Source organism: Paraburkholderia sp. GAS32, assembly GCF_050434225.1.
Classification (GTDB): Bacteria; Pseudomonadota; Gammaproteobacteria; order Burkholderiales; family Burkholderiaceae; genus Paraburkholderia; species Paraburkholderia madseniana.
The window spans coordinates 68392-86694 of record NZ_JBNPVS010000008.1; the positions used below are offsets into that span (position 1 = coordinate 68392).

Annotated in this window: 10 protein-coding genes; 6 read left to right on the top strand and 4 right to left on the bottom strand. The window is 62.6% G+C overall.

Annotation, left to right across the window (positions count from 1 at the left end; genetic code table 11):
* Complete coding sequence (locus P3T25_RS12320; protein WP_154557976.1) at positions 1-1464, bottom strand: polyhydroxyalkanoate depolymerase; 1464 nt, start codon at positions 1462-1464, stop codon at positions 1-3.
* A gap of 219 nt (positions 1465-1683) precedes the next feature.
* On the opposite strand from P3T25_RS12320, the gene P3T25_RS12325 reads away from it, so the two are divergent.
* Positions 1684-2337, top strand: a complete 654-nt coding sequence (locus P3T25_RS12325) for a glutathione S-transferase family protein (RefSeq protein ID WP_054034774.1) — start codon at positions 1684-1686, stop codon at positions 2335-2337.
* A 52-nt stretch (positions 2338-2389) separates the two neighbouring features.
* Here the strand turns inward: P3T25_RS12325 and P3T25_RS12330 are convergent, their stop codons facing one another.
* Both P3T25_RS12330 and P3T25_RS12335 read right to left on the bottom strand, forming a co-directional pair.
* Entirely contained in the window at positions 2390-4372 is a 1983-nt protein-coding gene (locus tag P3T25_RS12330) for a methyl-accepting chemotaxis protein (RefSeq protein WP_154557975.1), read from the bottom strand.
* A 138-nt stretch (positions 4373-4510) separates the two neighbouring features.
* A complete protein-coding gene (locus P3T25_RS12335) occupies positions 4511-6958 on the bottom strand; it encodes a heavy metal translocating P-type ATPase (RefSeq protein WP_154557974.1) in 2448 nt (815 codons plus the stop codon).
* Positions 6959-7300: 342 nt separating this feature from the next.
* Here P3T25_RS12335 and P3T25_RS12340 point away from each other — a divergent pair, with 342 nt between their 5' ends.
* On the top strand, positions 7301-8722 hold the full coding sequence (locus P3T25_RS12340; RefSeq protein WP_154557973.1) for a DUF1254 domain-containing protein: 1422 nt from the start codon (positions 7301-7303) through the stop codon (positions 8720-8722).
* A gap of 294 nt (positions 8723-9016) precedes the next feature.
* A complete protein-coding gene (locus P3T25_RS12345) occupies positions 9017-12778 on the top strand; it encodes a DUF748 domain-containing protein (protein WP_154557972.1) in 3762 nt (1253 codons plus the stop codon).
* A 73-nt stretch (positions 12779-12851) separates the two neighbouring features.
* Here the strand turns inward: P3T25_RS12345 and P3T25_RS12350 are convergent, their stop codons facing one another.
* Positions 12852-14411 (bottom strand): PLP-dependent aminotransferase family protein, encoded by a 1560-nt coding sequence (locus P3T25_RS12350; RefSeq protein WP_154557971.1) that lies wholly within the window; start codon positions 14409-14411, stop codon positions 12852-12854.
* 130 nt (positions 14412-14541) lie between these two features.
* On the opposite strand from P3T25_RS12350, the gene P3T25_RS12355 reads away from it, so the two are divergent.
* From P3T25_RS12355 to P3T25_RS12365, 3 genes are all read left to right on the top strand, one after another.
* Positions 14542-15639, top strand: coding sequence for an ABC transporter ATP-binding protein (locus P3T25_RS12355; RefSeq protein WP_154557970.1), 1098 nt, complete (start codon positions 14542-14544; stop codon positions 15637-15639).
* A 124-nt stretch (positions 15640-15763) separates the two neighbouring features.
* Positions 15764-16813, top strand: a complete 1050-nt coding sequence (locus P3T25_RS12360) for an ABC transporter substrate-binding protein (RefSeq protein WP_154557969.1) — start codon at positions 15764-15766, stop codon at positions 16811-16813.
* A gap of 219 nt (positions 16814-17032) precedes the next feature.
* The gene (locus P3T25_RS12365; RefSeq protein WP_154558027.1) at positions 17033-18301 is read left to right on the top strand and encodes an ABC transporter permease; all 1269 of its coding nucleotides are present in this window, start codon (positions 17033-17035) and stop codon (positions 18299-18301) included.
* The last annotated feature ends 2 nt before the right edge of the window (positions 18302-18303 follow it).

The window sequence follows — 18303 nt, forward strand, 5'->3', positions numbered from 1 at the left end:
TCACGATTGTGTCGCGGGCGGCCGCCGGCGCGGCGCCCGTGACGCCGCCTGCTGAGGCTTGGTGCCGCTGCCGGAGCTAACTCCGTTCGGCGCGTCAGTGACCACCGTCGTCGCCGAACCCACTTCGACATCGACCACCGCCACCGCAGCCGGCGCTGCCGCCATCACCTCAGCCGCCGCAGCCACCGACACCGGCTGAATCGTCCGCGCCCGCGAACTCACCACCACCGCACGCGGTTCGTTGTCGTAAATCACGGCCCGCACGCGTGGATAAATCTGCCGCTCCCACCGATGTCCATTGAACACGCCATAGTGCCCCACACCGGTCTGCACATGATGCGTCTTCAGATAAGGCCTCAACTTGTCGCACATATCCTGCGCAGCGAGCGTCTGCCCAACCGCGCAAATATCGTCTTTTTCACCCTCCACAGTCAGCAGCGCAGTACGTCGAATCTTCGAAGGCTCCACAAGCCGCCCTTCCACCTCGAGTTCATGCAACGGCAGCGCGTGCCGCTGAAAAACCGTGTCGACGGTCTCCAGATAAAAATCGGCCGTCAGGTCCATCGTCGCGAAGTATTCTTCGTAGAAAGTGCGGATCGTATCGGCCTTCGTTGGATCGCCTTTGGCCCGCTCGTAATGCATGGTCTCGAACGAGTCGAGATGGCGGTTGAGATTCATCGCCATGAACGCGGTCAGTTGCACGAAGCCGGGATACACGCGACGGTGCGCGCCCGCAAAACCGAACGGCACCGCGCTGATCAGGTTCTGCTCGAACCACTCGATCGGCTTGCTTTTAGCCAGCTCGTTGACACGTGTCGGGTTGATGCGGGTGTCGAGCGGGCCGGCCATCAGTGTCATGCTGGCGGGCTGCGCGGGGTTGTCATCGGCGGCCATTAGCGCGACCGCGGCCAAAGCGGCGACAGTCGGCTGACACACCGCCAGCAGATGCGCGCCCGGCCCGATCGTTTCGATGAAATCGATCACGTGCCGTACGTATTCGTTGAAACCGAACCGGCCCTGGCTCAGCGGCACGTCACGCGGGTTGTGCCAATCGGTGATGTAAACGTCGTGCTCGGCCAGCATCGTGCGCACGGTGCCGCGCAGCAGCGTCGCGAAGTGGCCGGACATGGGCGCGATCACCAGCACGCGCGGTTGCGGATGAGAAGGCGCGGTGTCTTTACGGAAATGCAACAGCGAACAGAACGGCGTGTGCGCCGCGACTTCCTCGACGATCTGTACGGATTTGCCTTCCGTCACCACGCTATCGATGCCGAATGGCGGCCTGACAGGCGTGAGTCCGGCGAGCGTCAGCAATTCGCAAGCCGCGCGTATCGAGCGTCCATGCGACGTATCGCCAAACGCGGGCCAGGCGTCGAGCGAATGATTCACCAGCGCTGCGCCGTGCCGCATCGGCAGCATCATGTCGGCGAAAGCCTGGTATGTGGGATATGCGAACAGGTTCATAACCTTCGCACGAGTGCAGAAAGGGAAGGAGCCCGAATAGAGGCAAGTCATGTGCCAATCGTGCAGTCGCACTGACGCGGCCGTCACTGCACGTTGGCATAGCATTTGCGCCGGTCATGGGAACGGGCCGAATTTGCCGCGCTTTGGTGCGCCCGCGCACGACAACGTGCATGCGCATCGTCAGGCGTCGGACGAACGCCTCATCTGGAGGAGAATCGTATGGCGAATACCACGCTCACCATCAGCAGCAAGAACTATTCGTCGTGGTCGCTGCGCGGCTGGCTGCTGACCAAATTCAGCGGCCTGCCGTTCGAAGAGATCGTGATGCCGATCGACGATCCCGCCGCGCGCGCAGAATTGTTGCTGCTGTCGCCGTCGATTCTGGTGCCATGTCTCTTTCACGACGGCATCAAGGTCTGGGACACCCTCGCGATTGCCGAATATCTGAACGAACTGAAGCCGGAAGCGGCGCTATTGCCCAAAGACATTCGCGCGCGAGCGCATTGCCGCTCGATCTGCGGCGAGATGCATTCGGGTTTTGGCTCGCTGCGCTCGGCGTTGCCGATGAATCTGAAAGCGCATTTTCCGGGCTTCAAGGTGTGGGCGCGGGCGCAGTCGGATATCGACCGCATCGTGACGATCTGGAGCGAGTGCCTGAAGCAGTACGGTGGGCCGTTTCTGTTCGGCGAGCGCAGTGCGGCGGATGCGATGTACGCGCCCGTGGTGACGCGTTTCGTGACCTACGACGTCAAGCTGGATCCGGAGATCGTCGACTATGGGCAGCGGATCATGGCGCTGCCCGAGATGCAGCAATGGATCGCGGACGCGCAGCAGGAAGTGGAGGAGATCGACGAACTGGACGTCGAGTTTTGATCACGGCGCACGGCGGCGCGGCAAGCTGCCGCGCCGTTACATAGGCAACGCTTTAATCCCGCCCAGCCTCCAGCTTGAACACACTCACGACCTGCGCAAGCCGAGCAGCCTGATCGCGCAACTCAGCCGCCGCGAGTTCAGCCTCGCCGACGATCGTCGCGTTCTGCTGGGTCGCCTCGCCAATCTGCGTGACAGCGAGATTGACCTGCTCGATACCACCCGATTGCTCGCGTGACGCAACGCTGATCTCGGCCATGATCGCGCGCACCTGGCCCACCTGTTGAACGATGCCCTGCATCGTCGAGCTAGCTTCCTCCGCGATCCGGAAACCGCTTTGCACGGTCGCCGTGGAGGCGGCGATCAGCCCGTCGATCTCTTTCACCGAAGCCGCGCTGCGCTGCGCCAGCGCGCGCACTTCCGACGCCACCACCGCAAAGCCCCGGCCATGTTCGCCGGCGCGCGCCGCTTCCACGGCCGCGTTCAGTGCAAGGATATTGGTCTGGAATGCGATGCCTTCGATCACGCTGGTGATCTCGGCGATCTTCTGCGACGAGCGGCTGATCTCGCCCATCGTCGAAACCACGCGTTCGACGGCACGGCCGCCTTCGACTGCGGCGTCCGCGGCATTCGTGACGAGCGTGTTGGCCTGCGCGGCATGGTCGGCGTTCTGTTGCACGGTCGACGTGATCTGTTCCATACTGGCCGCCGTTTCCTCGAGGCTGCTCGCCTGGGTGGCAATGCGCGCGGCGATGTTGCCGCTGCCGGTGACGATCTTTTCAGTCCCTTCCGACATATCCGTCGACGCATTGCGTACTTGCGAAACGATGCGCGCAAGGCCTTCGCCAATGCCGTCGATCGACTGCATCAGGCGGCCGATTTCGTCGGCACGCGCATTCGCGCCCTTGACACCCTTCCCCACGCGCACGCTCAGATCGCCCGACGCGAAGCGCTCGGACGCTTTCGCGGCCTCATCGAGCGGACGGCTCACGAGGCGACGCACGGCGATCAGGAACACGATCGCGAACACGCCGACCAGTGCGAAACCGATCAGCAGGAATTCATCGCGTGTCGCGACGACGTCCGCCATCACTTCGTCGCGCGGCGCGACGCCGCCCACCAGCCATTGCCATTCCGGCACGGTGACGAACGACACGAATTTGTCGCGCGCGTTGCGCTCGCCCAGCGTCGCGTCGGCGGAACTGAATTCGAGTTGGCCTTCTTTCATGTCGAGCATCTGCTGATACGGCGCGTTCGCGTTGTCCGCGTTCTGGCCGGCGGCGGCCGGATGCACGATCAGCTTGCCGCGATCCGCGCCCTTCGAGGCATTGACCACGAAGTAGTAGCCGCTGTCGCCGATTTTCAGTTTGCTGATGCCGTCCTGGACCGACTGGATTTCCTTGTCCACGTTCACGCCGACAAACAGCGCGCCGATCACGCGACCGCTCGCGTCCGTAATCGGTCGATATTGCGTGATCAAACGTTTACCAAACAGCGCGGCAAGTCCCGTGTAGGACTTGTTCGCCATGATCAGCCCGTACGCCGGCGCCTTGCGGTCGAGCAGCGTGCCGATCGCACGTGAGCCGTCCTGTTTCTTCAGCGAAGTCGTCACGCGGACGAAATCGTCGCCGCTGCGTGCGAACACGGTAGCCACCGCGCCGCTGCGTTCGAGAAACTGGTCGGGAATCGAGAAGTCCATGTTCAGGACTTTGTCGCCGGCCTTGATGGTCGGGGTGGCAACGCCGTTGATGTCGACTTTCTGGGTGTCGTCGAGCGTGTAGGCGGTGGGCAGGAAGCTCGCGAACAGCGACATCGAGCGATCGACTTCGGCGGACAGCGCCTTGTCGAACAGCGTGATCATTGCGGCGATCGAGCGGTCCTTGTCGGCGATGCGTTCGAGCACCTGATCGCTGACCTGCTTGCCGGCGTTGCGCGTGAGCGCCCATGTAAAGGCGGCAAAAATCAATGCCACCAGCACGCACGACAGCACGGCAAGCCGGGCGCCGATGCTGGCGCGGCGCAAAGAGAAAAATTCCATGGGCGTTCAGAGTAAGGAGGACATGAGGTGCGCAAACCATGCGAATGCATGGTTTTCACCTATGCCAGCATTACGGCCGATTTGCCCATATCTTTAGCGATTTCGAAAGCTTTGCGTAATGTAGCGGCGTAAACACCGTCAACGCGCTGACGCGCCGCGCCAGGTGCGCAGCAGCAGCGCATTGGTCACGACGCTTACACTCGAAAACGCCATCGCCGCGCCGGCAAGCATCGGGTTCAGCAAGCCGAAGGCGGCAAGCGGAATGCCGATCAGGTTGTAGACGAATGCCCAGAACAGGTTCTGCTGGATCTTGCGCCACGTCTTGCGCGAAATGTCGAAGGCGTCGGCCACCAGCGCCGGATCGCCGCGCATCAGCGTGATGCCGGCCGCCTGCATGGCAACGTCGGTGCCGGTCGCCATCGCGATGCCGATGTCGGCGGCGGCGAGCGCGGGAGCGTCGTTGATGCCGTCGCCCACCATCGCGACGATGCCGGCGCTGCGGATCTTCAGGTCGCGGATGACGCGGGCTTTGTCGTCGGGCAGCACTTCGGCGTGGAATTCGTCGATACCGAGCGCCTGGGCCACGCTCGCTGCGCTGCCGTGGTTGTCGCCGGTGACGAGCACGCTCTTGATGCCCATCTGGGCAAGCCGTTCGACGGCCGCGCGGGCGGTCGGCTTGACGGTGTCGCCGAAGGCGATCAAGGCGAGCGCGGTAGGCGCAAGCGGTGCACGCTGCATCAGCCAGGAGACCGTGTTGCCGGTGGCTTCGAGCTGTTTTGCGCGCTCAGTGAGTTCCGGCGGCAACTGGATGCCGAGTTCGTTGAGCCAGCGCGTGCTGCCGAGCGCCAGGGTGCGGCCGTCTATGTCGGCTTCCACACCGCGCCCGGGCACCGCGCGTGCGGCGCTGGCTGTGATTGCCGGAACTTGCGCCGCCGCCGCGACCTTCGCTGTCGCAACGGACGCTGAAGCGCCCAGTCCGCTGCTATCGTCCAGCGCGCCGACGGCACCGTTCGCCGGCGAGTCCTCAACCGCAGCGTCGTCCTGCAGACTGCCGCCCACCTGTGCCGCTTCATACGCCTTCACCACTGCCCGCGCCAACGGGTGATCGCTGTGCCGCTGCACGGCCGCTGCAAGCGCCAATGCCTCGCCGCGCTCAATGCCGCCGATCGCCTCGAACGCCGTCACCGACGGTTGCCCGAGCGTCAGCGTGCCGGTTTTATCGAATGCAACGATATTCACCCGATGCGCGGTTTCCAGCGCCTCAGCGTCCTTGATCAGCACGCCGCGCCGCGCAGCAACGCCGGTGCCGGCCATGATGGCCGCGGGCGTTGCCAGTCCGAGCGCGCACGGGCAGGCGATCACCAGCACGGCGACCGCATTCAGAATCGCGGTTTCGCCCCCTGCGCCGGCGATCAGCCAACCCACCAGCGTGAGCGCCGCAATCGCCAGAATCGCCGGCACGAAGATCTCGCTGACGCGGTCGACCAGCCTTTGGATCGGCGCCTTTTCAGCCTGCGCGCTTTCCACGAGGCGGATGATTCGCGCGAGGGTCGTCTCCGCGCCGATCGCGGTCGTCGTCACCGCAATCGCGCCTTCGCCGTTGATCGAACCGGCGGTAACCGGATCGGCTGCCTGCTTCGGCACGGGCAGGCTTTCGCCGGTAATCAGCGATTCGTCGATATGAGTGCGGCCTTCGAGCACGGCGCCGTCGACTGGCACGCGTTCGCCCGGACGCACGATCACCACCGTGCCGACCCGCACTTGGGCGAGCGGTACCTCGCGTTCGTCCGTGCCGACGCGGATGCGTGCGCGGTCGGGGCGCAGTGCGTTGAGGGCGCGGATCGCATCCGTGGTCTGGCGCTTGGCGCGCGCTTCGAGCCATTTGCCGAAACGCACCAGCGTAATTACGACCGCCGACGCTTCGAAGTACAGATGCGTCATGTCGCCCGGATGGGTCGCCAGTTCGTAGACGCTGATTCCGTAAGCCGCCGACGTGCCGAGCGCCACCAGCAAGTCCATGTTTCCGGCGCCCGCCCGCACCGCACGGTAGGCCGCGCGATAGAAACGCGCGCCGAATACGAACTGCACGATCGAGGCGAGGGCGAACTGCAGCCACGGCGAAAGCATTGCGTGCAAACCGAACCATTCGCCGACCATCGGCAGGACGAGCGGCAGCGTCAGCACGGCGGAGGCGAGCACGGCCGCCAGTTCGCGGCGTGTCTGGTTGCGTTTGTTGTCAGCAGAGGAGGCAAGGGCGGCATTCCCGGCAGCCGACGCCGGTGCGTCCGGCGGCGCGATCAGCGTTGCCTCGTAGCCCGCTTTCTTGACCGCCGCGATCAATGCATCGGAGGCGGCATTGGCATCCGATGCCACGTCGCTGAGATTGACGGTTGCCGTTTCGGTCGCCAGATTCACCGACACCTCCGCGACTCCCGGCACCTTAGCCAGCGCTTTCTCGACACGCATCGCGCATGAGGCGCAGGTCATCCCGCCGATGTCGAGTTCGGTGGTTCTGAAGGGTGTAGCGTCCGCGGGACGCAGCGGCGTGGCAAGTTCGGTCATGGTAGACAAGGCTCGTCGCGGCATTGGGCCGCATCATGAACCCAGTATTGACCTTCCCATGATGGGAAGGTCAAGGATGTTTTTGCGGTGCGCCTGGCCGACCAGTCGCCCGACTTGACCAGCAGGGCAAGAACCAGCGGCGCAGTGGCAAAAATCGTCAACCGTACGCTAATGGTGTCCGCGCGCGCATTGCCAGGCGCTATTCCTGCCTTTGCGCTTGCCTGGTGAGCAAGGATACGATACAACCCGATGTTGTCGGAATCGCGAGCCACCGCCTGGCTGCGCTGGGCTTAGGGAGGCCACGCAAACCGGTTTCGCTGCGCACCGACGTCTCCCTTAGGACCGCACGTTCTGCCACCTGAACGAATGATAAAAAATCGCCAAGAACTGTTTTCGCTTCACTGGACCTGCGCATCGCTCGCAGGCCTCGCATTTCTGGCTGGTTGTGCGTCGACTCCGTCCACGACGCAAAAAGCCAACAGTTGGATCAAGGACGAAGTCGCCGATTCGTATGTGTTCGGCTATCCGCTGGTGCTGATGGGCGTCGCGCGCGACGCGGCGGTCGGCACCGATCCGGGCCAGGCGCCGGTCAATACGCTACGTCACGCGCAGGCCTTGCCGCCGATAGGCGCGGCCAATCCGCTGCAGCCGAGTCTCGACACGCTCGACTCGACCGGCTGGCTGGACGTCGGCACTGAGCCGGTGATCGTGTCGCTGCCCGACTCGCGTGGCCGCTACGTGGACGCCCGCGTGCTCGACATGTGGACCAACGTCGTCTGGTCGACCAGTTCGCAATTCACCACCCGTGCCGCAGGCATCAAGACGCAAACGATTGCTTTCGTCGGCGCGGGCTGGCAGGGCGATCTGCCCAAGGGCGTGACGCGCGTCGACGTGCCGACCCGCAACGTCTGGGTGAGCGTGCGCATCCAGTCGAACGGCACCCGCGATCTGACAGCGGTTCGTAAGCTGCAGCGCGCCATCCGCGTCGCACCGTTGAGCGTCTACGCGGGCGGCACGCGCTCGGCATCGATTACGCCGCCTAGCAGCAGTGCTGCCGATGCCGCCGCCGCGGCCGTTTCCGGCACGCCGGCCGCGCAAGTCGCCGCGCTCGACGCGAACGGCTTCTTCAGCCGGCTCGCGCAGGCCTTGCCGGACAACCCGCCGACGCCGGCCGATCCGCATGCGCTGAAAATCCTTTCGGACTTCGGCGTGACGCCTGGTGATCCGGTGAAGCTGCCGAGCGCGCCCGAGGCGATCGCTGCGGGCCTTGCCGATGGCCACCAGCGTGTCGTGACGCCGCCGTCCAATCTGCTGAGCGGCAACGGTTGGAACTGGTTCGGCGACGGCGTGGGCAATTACGGCCCCGACTATGCGATGCGCGCTTACGCCGCGGCGATCCAACCGGGCATCGGCACGAAGGACGATGAAGTGCGCGCGGTCGTCACCCAGGACAGCGACGGTCATGCCCTCAACGGCGCAAATCGTTACGTGATCCACTTCGAGCCGAACCAGTTGCCGCCGGTGCGCGGCTTCTGGTCGATCACCGCCTACACGAAGGACGGCGCGTTAGGGGAAAGCGCGCCGGCGCGTCTTGCAGTCGGCGACCGTAACGGTGCGCGCCGCAATCGCGACGGCTCACTCGACGTGACGGTGTCATCAACACGAGGTAAGAGCGGCAACTGGCTGCCGGCGCCGCGCGCCGATTTGCAACTGATGCTGCGTTTGTACGCACCGAAGCCGCAAGCCACCGATGGCAGTTGGCAACCGCCGGCCGTCGTGCGTCAGTGACATGCGCCGACGTCGATGAAGTTCGCCAGCGAAATGCCTCGTTGATGCGGGGCAGCGAAGTGCCGGTGTGAAGTCCACCAGCGTTATGCGTCACTGCTGTGACAGCAAGGTATGAGTGACGCATAAATCAGCGTATGTCCGCCTTCGTGCCGGCGGACATACGCCGCTGTAGCGTGCAACAATGTGTAAGCCACGGCTTACATTTATATCCCGCGTAAGATTCACCACTTATACTGCCGCTTGCGGGATTTTCGTTTCGCGGCGGGCTTGCCGCCGCATTACCCAAGACCGAGCATGGCAAGCCTCAATAAAGCATCAATCGCCTCTTCCATGCAGACCGTGCGCGATGTCGCGCAGTCACGCCGCACCCGGCGTGTCATCACGGGTCTGTTGATCTTCCTCGTATTGTTCGGTCTGCTGGGCTTTTTCGCGGCGCCGCCGTTGATTCGTCACATTGCCGAGCAGCAACTCAGCAAGCAACTCGACCGGCCGGCCACGATCGGCCGCATCGCACTCAATCCGTACACGCTCAAGCTCGAAGCCGATAGCGTGCATATCGGCGAGCGTGGCGGCGCGGGCGATTTTGTCGATATTGCGCGGTTCATCGTGAAGCCGTCATGGAGCTCGCTGTTTCGTGGCGCGCCGATCGTCGATGAAATACAGCTCGATTCACCACGCTTTCATATCGTTCGCTATGACGCGCAGCGCTTCAATTTCACCGACCTGATCGAGAAATTCTCGAAGCAGCCGGCCAAGCCCGATAGCAAACCGACCTTGTTTTCGGTGTCGAACATTCGCCTCGAAAACGGTCAGATTACGTTCGACGACAAATTGCTCGGCGCAACGCACGTGATCGATCAATGGAAGCTCGGCATTCCGTTCATCGCTACGCTGCCTTCGAAAACCGACATCTTCGTCGAGCCGTTGCTGCGTGCGCGTATCGACGGCAGTCCGCTTGCGATCGAAGGCAAGACCAAGCCGTTTGCTGCGTCGCGCGAATCGGAGGTGTCGCTGCGCTTCGACGGGCTCGACGTGCCGCAGCTCATCTCCTACGCGCCGACCAAGCTGCCTGTGGTTGTGCAGAACGGCAAGCTGTCGACCGATCTCAAGCTCAACTTTGTGATGTCCAACGGCACGCCTTCGTTGCGTGTTGCGGGCACCGTCGACTTGAACGATGTGGACGTGCGCGATCAAAGCAAGGCGCCGTTCTTCGCGGCGCACGCAGTGCATGTGGCTGCCGCGACGCTGGAGCCGTTGAAGAGCCTGTATCACTTCGACGAGATCCGCATCGACGCGCCGAGCGCCAATCTTGCGCGTGATAAAGAAGGCGTGTTGAGTGTCGAGCGGATGTTCGCGACTGCGCCTGCTGCGGGGGCTTCTGCGTCGGTGCCAGCGTCTGCGCCCGTCGCGGCATCTGGTGCCAGCGCCACGGAAAAGGCCGCACAGCCTCTGGACCTGTCGATCAAGCGTTTCGCGCTCAACGACGGCACCGTCAACGTTCACGATGAAGCCGCCTCGCGTCCGGTCGACTTGGGCTTGCAAAAACTGGCCGTCACGCTGACCGATTTCTCGACGCTCGCCCCCGCCCCCGCGCATTACACGCTCAATACCGACTTCAAGGACGCCGGTGGCTCGCTCGGCGTGGCCGGCGCGTTCGGCCTTGTTGCGAAGACCGCCAGCGCAAAGCTCGATCTGAAGTCATTGAAGTTGCCGTTGCTGCAACCGTATCTCGACACCGCGACCGCCGCGCAAGTGATGGACGGCGCGCTTTCCGCCAATGCCAACGTCGGCGCGAACTGGTCGAAGTCGCCGGTCGCAGTCATGGTCACCGATACACAACTCGATCTGCAGTCGCTCAAACTCGCGGCGCGTGGCAGCAAGGATCCGGTCGTCTCGCTCGCGCAAGGCCAGGTAACGGTCAAGCAGGTGGACGTCGCGGGGCGCACTGCCGATATCACCGGCGTCAACACGACCGGCCTGGTGGTCAATGCGCAGCGTCTGAAAGACGGCAGCATCGACCTCGCCACGCTCGCGGGTCCGCATCAGGTCGAGCAGAAGCGCACGGCGATCCATGCGGTGAAGAAGGCTGAGGCGGAAGGGCCCGCGTGGCACTACAAGATCGGCGAACTCAACCTGAAAGACGCGACCGCGAATTTCACCGACAACACGACGCCGAATCCAGTGAAGCTGAGCGTGACGCCGCTGCAATTGAAGGTACAACAGATCAGCGACGACCTGAGTAAGCCGCTGCCGGTCGATCTGCAAGCCACGCTCAACAAGAAAGGCACGCTCGGCGTAAAGGGCGATGTCACGGCGACGCCGCTCAAGGTGGCCGTCAAAGTGAACGCGAACCGCCTGGATGCGGCGGCCTTCGAACCGTACTTCGGCAGCAAGCTGAATGCGTTGATTGCCAGCGCGCTGCTCAACGCGAACGGCGATCTCGCGCTAAGTCAGGCGAAGGCGCTCAAAGCGACGTACCGCGGCGACGTCGCGCTCGTCGACGTGCGGATGATCGACAAGGCGACTTCGGACCCATTCGCAGGATGGAGTTCGCTCGCGCTGACCAATCTCAAGGCCGACTACGACGAACACGGCACGGCGGTCGACGCGGGCCGCGTCACGTTCACGAAGTTCTATGGGCGTGTGCTGCTCGACGCGCAAGGCAAGCTGAATCTCAAGGACGTGGTCGCGCATGAAAGCGGCGCCGCGCAATCGCTGACACGCGACAAGAGCGGCGGCCACGAGCCGGTGCCGTTGACGCCGCAGGCTGCATCGGCGCCTGAGGTGGCCTCCGCGCCGGTACCGGCGTCGTCGGCAACTCCAGCCACGCCGGCCACAGTTACGGCCGCCACGCCGCCGCAAAGCCCCGTCAAACTGCACTTCGGCCAACTGGTGCTGCAACAGGGCCGCGTGACGTATACGGACAACTTCATCAAGCCGAACTTCACCGCGAACCTGGTTGGCATTCAAGGTACGGTCGGCGCGTTCGGCACGCAGTCGACAACGCCTGCGCCCGTGGACATCGCCGCGAAGCTGGCGGCGAATGGTCCGCTGTCGATTCGCGGTACCGTCAATCCGCTGATCGCAAAACCGGCGCTCGATCTCACAGCCAGCGCGCACGATATCGAACTCACCAACCTCACGCCGTATTCGGCGAAATACGCCGGCTATCCGATCACCAAGGGCAAGCTGAACGTCGATCTGCACTACCAGCTCGATAACGATCAGTTGAACGCGAACAATCATATTTTCATCGACCAGCTCACGTTCGGCGATCACGTCGAGAACGATACGGCGACCAAGCTGCCGGTGCGTCTCGCGATCTCACTGCTGAAAAACTCGCGCGGTGAAATCGACGTGAATCTGCCAGTGTCGGGATCGTTGTCGAATCCGGAGTTCAGCGTCGGCGGGCTCATCTGGCATGCGGTGCTCAATCTGCTGCAGAAAGCCGTCACCGCGCCGTTCTCGCTGATCGCCAATGCCTTCGGTGGTGGTGGCGAGGAATTGGGCTACGTCGAGTTCGAACCGGGGTCGGCGAAACTGTCCGACGCCGCGGACAAGAAGCTCGACACCATCGTGAAGGCGCTGGCCGACAAGAGCTCGATCCGTATCGATCTGATTGGCCGCGTCGATCCGGCAGTCGACGGGCCGGGCCTGCGTGCGCAATACGTCGAACGCGAGGTCAAGCAACAGAAGATCAAGGACGTGGTGGGCAATGGCGAGAGCGTGGATCTGTCGACCGTCACCGTGGATCCGAAGGAATACGATAAGTACTTGGCCAAGGCCTACAAAGCGGCCGACTTCAAGAAGCCGCGCAATTTCGTCGGCTTGACCAAGAGCCTGCCGGACGACGAGATGAAGGCGGCGATGGCCGCCAATGCTCCGATCGACGACGCAAGTTTGCGGCAGCTCGCCCAGCAACGGGCGCAAGCCGTGCAGCAGTATTTCGAGGGCAAGATCGACAGCAGCCGCGTGTTTATCGTCGCGCCGAAACTGGACGCCGATGGCATCAAGGACAAGGGCGCCACGACGCGGGTGGACTTTGGGCTGAAGTGATGCGGCGCGATGTAACGTATTGCGTAGTGGGTGTACGCCGCTACCTGCCCGCCAAGGCAGCGGCGGCGTACGGTTAAGCGGCTCGCGTCGGCACCTTCTTCAGCGCCGTCTGCTCGATCACGCGCGCGAGCGTGTCGAATGCCGGACCGATCTTCTCGTTCGGCACGCAGGCGTAGCCCAGCAACAGTCCGCGTCGCGCGGGCGTCTCGCTGCTGTAGTAAGCGGCGAGGGGCCGCACGATCACGCCGGCATCGTAAGCGGCTGCCGTGACGGCGCGATCGTTCGCATGATCGGGCAGGCCGAGCACGAGGTGCAGGCCGGCCTCGTCGCCCATCACGGGTAGTTCGTTGCCGAAACGCGCGGTGATCGCATCGATCAGAATCTGCCGCCGCTCGCCGTAGAGCGCGCGCATACGGCGAACATGCGATGTGAGATGGCCGTCCATGATGAAGTCGGTCATCACCGCCTGCTGCATCAGTTGCCCCTCGCGGTACAGCTCGGCCACGCCCGTGCGGAACGTATCCACCAGATGCTCCGGCGCGATCATGTAGCCGATCCGCAAACCCGGAAACAACATCTTCCCCAGGCTGCCCACGTAGATCACCTGGCCGGCGTCGTCTAGCCCTTGCAGCGATGCAAGCGGTCGGCTGCCGTAACGGAACTCGCTGTCGTAGTCGTCCTCGATGATCCAGACGTTGTGCTGGCGTGCGTATTCGAGCAGCGTACGGCGCCGCGCGAGACTCATCACCATGCCGAGCGGATATTGATGCGACGGCGTGACGAGCGCCAGCCGCGGCGGCTGTTGCAGATCCTGCTCGCGCGGATTGAGGCCCTCGTCATCCACGGGCACCGGCACTAGCGTAATCCCTGACGATTGCAGCACGCTGCGCGCGCCCCAATAGCACGGCTCTTCCACCCACGCGCGATCGCCGACGTCGGTCAATAAACGCACGGCCAGATCGATCGACTGATGAATGCCCGTCGTGATGATGATCTGGTCCGGCGTGCAATTCACCGAGCGTGCGACGCGCAGGTAGTCGGACAGCGCCCGCCTTAACGGCCGGTAGCCACCGCCCGGCGCATAAGTCAGCAGATCGGGATTGGCTTCCTTCCACAACCTTGCCTGCAAACGGCTCCACGTGCGCGCCGGAAACTCAGCGACGTCGGGCACGCCGGGCATGAACGCGCCCCACTGTTTGGCGGAGACACCGGCCTGATCGATGAGCCTGCGTCCGCGCATGGAGAGGTCGCCTAGATCGCGTTTTAGCGGCTTTAAGGCCTCGCCGGCTTGATCGGCGCTGTCCATGTCCCCATTGACACTCGCCACTGTCGGCTTCTTGCGTGCATTCACGGCAGCCGTGTCCGGCCGCGTGTCGGCGACATAGGTGCCGCTTCCGGTGGTCGAGATCACATAGCCTTCGGCGGTTAGCTGATCGTAGACGTGCAGCACCGTGTTGCGCGCGATGCCGAGGTCCTCGGCGAGCATGCGCGAACTGGGCAGCTTGGTGCCAGGCGGTAGCTGGCCGGTCAGGATGGCCTGCTGCATCAGCCGCAACGTCTGTCTGTAGACCGGTTCGGCGGCGGCGCGGTCGAGCCGCGCGGCAAGCCAATCCGACAAGATCACGGTGTCCAAGTGGTTCTATCCGGAATAATGAAATGGTTCCATATTGTAGAACCGTAAGGGACTATAGTGAGCCACGCAATTAATGCAATCCCGCTGCTTTGCAGGGGGAGCCAGCCGGACCGCAGAGGAGACTAGTGCGATGAAAACCGATGACGTGATCGTCAGCTTTCGGGGTGTGCGCAAGACGTACGACGGCGAAACGCTGGTCGTCAAACAACTCGATCTGGATATCTATCAGGGCGAATTCCTGACGCTGCTCGGGCCGTCCGGATCAGGGAAAACCACATGTCTGATGATGCTGGCGGGGTTCGAATTTCCCACCGGCGGTGAGATTTGGCTCGACGGCACGCTGCTCAATACCGTGCCGCCGCATAAGCGCAACATCGGCATGGTGTTTCAGAACTACGCGCTGTTTCCGCATCTGACGGTCGAGCAGAACGTCGCGTATCCGCTCACGGTGCGCAAACTGTCGGCGGAAGAGCGTGCGCATCGCACGAATAATGCGCTGAAGATGGTGCGCATGGAAGGCTTCGCCAAGCGTTACCCGGCGCAGCTTTCCGGTGGCCAGCAGCAACGTATTGCCTTGGCGCGGGCGCTCGTGTTCGAGCCGAAGCTCGTGCTGATGGACGAGCCGCTCGGCGCACTCGACAAGCAGTTGCGCGAACACATGCAGTACGAACTTAAATCATTGCACGAGAAGCTTGGCGTGACGTTCGTGTACGTCACGCACGACCAGGGCGAAGCGCTGACCATGTCCGACCGTGTCGCCGTGTTCGATAAAGGCATCGTGCAGCAACTCGATACCGTGGATCGTCTCTATGAATCGCCGTGCAACGAGTTCGTCGCGAACTTCATCGGCGACAGCAACAAGCTGCGCGGCACGATCGCGAACGTCGACGGCGAGTACTGCGAGTTTCATCTGATTGACGGCACACGGCTTACGGGACGCAATATAGGCGGCGCGCGGGCGGGTACGCCGGCGGTCGCGTGTATCCGTCCTGAGCGTATGAAACTCGCCAACGGCGTGTCACGGCCTGGCGCTAATGCGCTAAGCGGCGAAGCGCGCGGGCTGATCTATTTCGGCGACCACGTGCGGATGCGCTGTGGTCTGCCGGAGCAGGACGAGTGCTTCGTGAAGGTGCCGCTCGGCACCGATGCACTCGAAACCTTCGCACCTGGCGCGCCCGTCGCGCTCGAGTTTGCGCCCGAGCATCTGCGGGTGTTTGCAGGCGCGTGAGCGCGTGCACTGCGCGGGTCGTAGGTCGTTCGACGCAGACAAAAGAAGCAGTTCACCTAAGCAGCACATAACAAGTCGCACTGTACGTAGCTTGAAGCACACCACCAAAGGAGAGCAACACACCATGAGCAAGATCGGGAAATCGCGCTGCGCCATCGCTGTCGGTGCTGTGGCGCTCGCGCTGGGCGCCGCGCAAGTCAATGCAGCCGAGCTGACGGTCGTCAATTTCGGCGGTGCGAATGGCGACGCGCAAAAGGTCGCATTCAACCAGCCGTTCGAGACGCAAACCAGCAATAAAGTGACCGCGGTCGAATACAACGGCGAGCAGGCCAAAGTGAAGGCGATGGTCGAAGCGAAGCATGTGAATTGGGACGTGGTGGAAGTTGAGTCGGGCGACATCGGCCGTGGTTGTGACGAAGGGCTGTATGAGAAGCTCGACTGGTCGAAGATCGGCAAGAAGACGGATCTGATTCCGGAAGCGCCGCAAACCTGCGGCGTGGGCTTCTTCGTGTGGTCGACGGCACTCGCGTACAACGCCGACAAGCTGAAAACCGCGCCGGCCGGCTGGGCCGACTTCTGGGACGTGAAGAAATTCCCGGGCAAGCGCGCGATGCGCAAGGGCGCGCGTTACAACCTCGAATTCGCGCTGATGGCCGACGGCGTGCCGCCGAAGGACGTCTACAAGGTGCTTGCCACCAAGGAAGGTCAGGACCGCGCGTTCAAGAAGCTCGACGAACTGAAGCCGAATATTCAGTGGTGGGAAGCGGGCGCGCAGCCGCCGCAATTCCTGGTCGCGGGTGACGTGGTGATGTCCACTGCGTACAACGGCCGTATCGATGCCGCACAGAAGGAAGGCAAGAACCTCAAGGTGGTGTGGAACGGCAGCATTTACGACCTCGACTACTGGGCGATTCCGAAGGGCACGCCGAACAAGGCGCTGGCAGAGAAGTACATCGCCTATTCGATTTCGTCGAAGCCGCAGCAGGACTACGCGCACAACATTGCGTATGGTCCGGTGAACGTGGCGGCCATCAAGGCGCTCGATCCGAAGACGCTGTCCAATCTGCCGAATTCGCCGGCTAACGGCAAGAACGCGGTGCTGCAGAACCTCTCGTTCTGGACCGACCATGGCGATGAGTTGGAGCAACGTTTTTCGTCGTGGGCTTCGAAGTAATTAGCCGGGTGTGAGAAGGCGCGGCTTTTATGGTGAAGCCGCGCCGCATCAATGCAATGAAACAAACGCAAACGCGTGTCTTCGCGATGTACGCGAGCGGCCGGATGCATGGGATCGGGGTAAGGGCTTTTGCATGGGGCAGGAGTAAGCGCTAAAGCGCTAACTCCTGCCGACAGCCAAAGCGCTAACTCCGGATCGAGGAGACGAGGTGTGACTACGATGACGATCGCCGCCGATTCGACGCCTGAGTCGAATGTTCGACTTAAGCGAGAACTAAAGGCCGCAGAAGCAAAGAAGCGCGCGATGGCGCTGTTGCTGATTGCACCGCTCGCCATTTTTCTGCTGCTGATTTTTGTCGTGCCGATCGGTGCGCTATTGACTCGGGCCGCGCAGAATCCGGAAGTGATGAACGCCCTGCCGCACACGCTGAATGCGTTGAGCGGTTGGGATCGCAAGGCACTGCCGCCTGACGCCGCATACTCTGCACTGGCCGTGGATCTGACGGCGATTGCCGATAGCGATGGCATGGGCGCGCTGGCGCGACGGTTGAACGTGGAAATTCCAGGCTATCGCTCGCTGGTCGCAAAGTCGGCTCACGCGATGCCGTTCGTCGACGACAACAGCAAGCCGTTGACGCTCACGCCGGCCCAGATGCACGCTAAGTTCGTCGAACTCGACGAACGCTGGAACAACGTCGCTTACTGGCAGGCGATCGCGAAGAATTCCGGTGCCTACTCGCCGTTTTATCTACTGGCTTCTTTGGACCACAAGCAGGACGGATTCGGTCACATCATCGAGACGGATCCGGATCAACAGATTTATCTCCACGTATTCAGCCGCACCTTCGTAATCGGCGCAGTCGTGACATTCTTTGCGCTGCTGCTCGGTTACCCGCTTGCTTACTGGATTTCGACGCTCTCCGATCGCCGCGCGAATCTGGTGATGATCCTCGTGCTGATTCCGTTCTGGACTTCGATCCTCGTACGCGTGGCCGCATGGATCGTGATTCTGCAAAGCGAAGGGCTGGTGAACAAGGCGCTGATTGCGAGCGGCATTTTGCACGATCCGTTGTCGCTGCTGTTCAACCGCACGGGCGTGTACATCTCGATGACGCACATTCTGCTGCCGTTCATGATCCTGCCGCTGTATAGCGTGATGAAGTCGATCCCGCCGACCTATCAGCGCGCCGCGATCTCGCTTGGCAGTCATCCGTTCGCCGCGTTCTGGCGTGTTTATGTGCCGCAAACTTATCCGGGCATCGGGGCGGGCGCACTACTTGTGTTCATTCTCGCGATCGGCTACTACATCACGCCGGCATTGCTCGGTGGACCGAATGATCAGATGGTCAGCTACTACGTCGCGTACTTTACCAACGTGACGATCAATTGGGGTATGGCGTGTGCGCTCGGCGGTTTGCTGCTTGCCGCGACGCTTGTGCTGTATGTCATCTATGGACGCTTCACGCGTTCGTCCCTGAGCCTCGGCTGATT

Coding starts and splice junctions, on each gene's coding strand:
- P3T25_RS12340 (WP_154557973.1), top strand. CDS start 7,301: ATGATAAAAAATCGCCAAGAACTGTTTTCGCTTCACTGGACCTGCGCA.
- P3T25_RS12330 (WP_154557975.1), bottom strand. CDS start 4,372: ATGGAATTTTTCTCTTTGCGCCGCGCCAGCATCGGCGCCCGGCTTGCC.
- P3T25_RS12320 (WP_154557976.1), bottom strand. CDS start 1,464: ATGAACCTGTTCGCATATCCCACATACCAGGCTTTCGCCGACATGATG.
- P3T25_RS12345 (WP_154557972.1), top strand. CDS start 9,017: ATGGCAAGCCTCAATAAAGCATCAATCGCCTCTTCCATGCAGACCGTG.
- P3T25_RS12335 (WP_154557974.1), bottom strand. CDS start 6,958: ATGCCGCGACGAGCCTTGTCTACCATGACCGAACTTGCCACGCCGCTG.
- P3T25_RS12325 (WP_054034774.1), top strand. CDS start 1,684: ATGGCGAATACCACGCTCACCATCAGCAGCAAGAACTATTCGTCGTGG.
- P3T25_RS12365 (WP_154558027.1), top strand. CDS start 17,033: ATGACGATCGCCGCCGATTCGACGCCTGAGTCGAATGTTCGACTTAAG.
- P3T25_RS12355 (WP_154557970.1), top strand. CDS start 14,542: ATGAAAACCGATGACGTGATCGTCAGCTTTCGGGGTGTGCGCAAGACG.
- P3T25_RS12360 (WP_154557969.1), top strand. CDS start 15,764: ATGAGCAAGATCGGGAAATCGCGCTGCGCCATCGCTGTCGGTGCTGTG.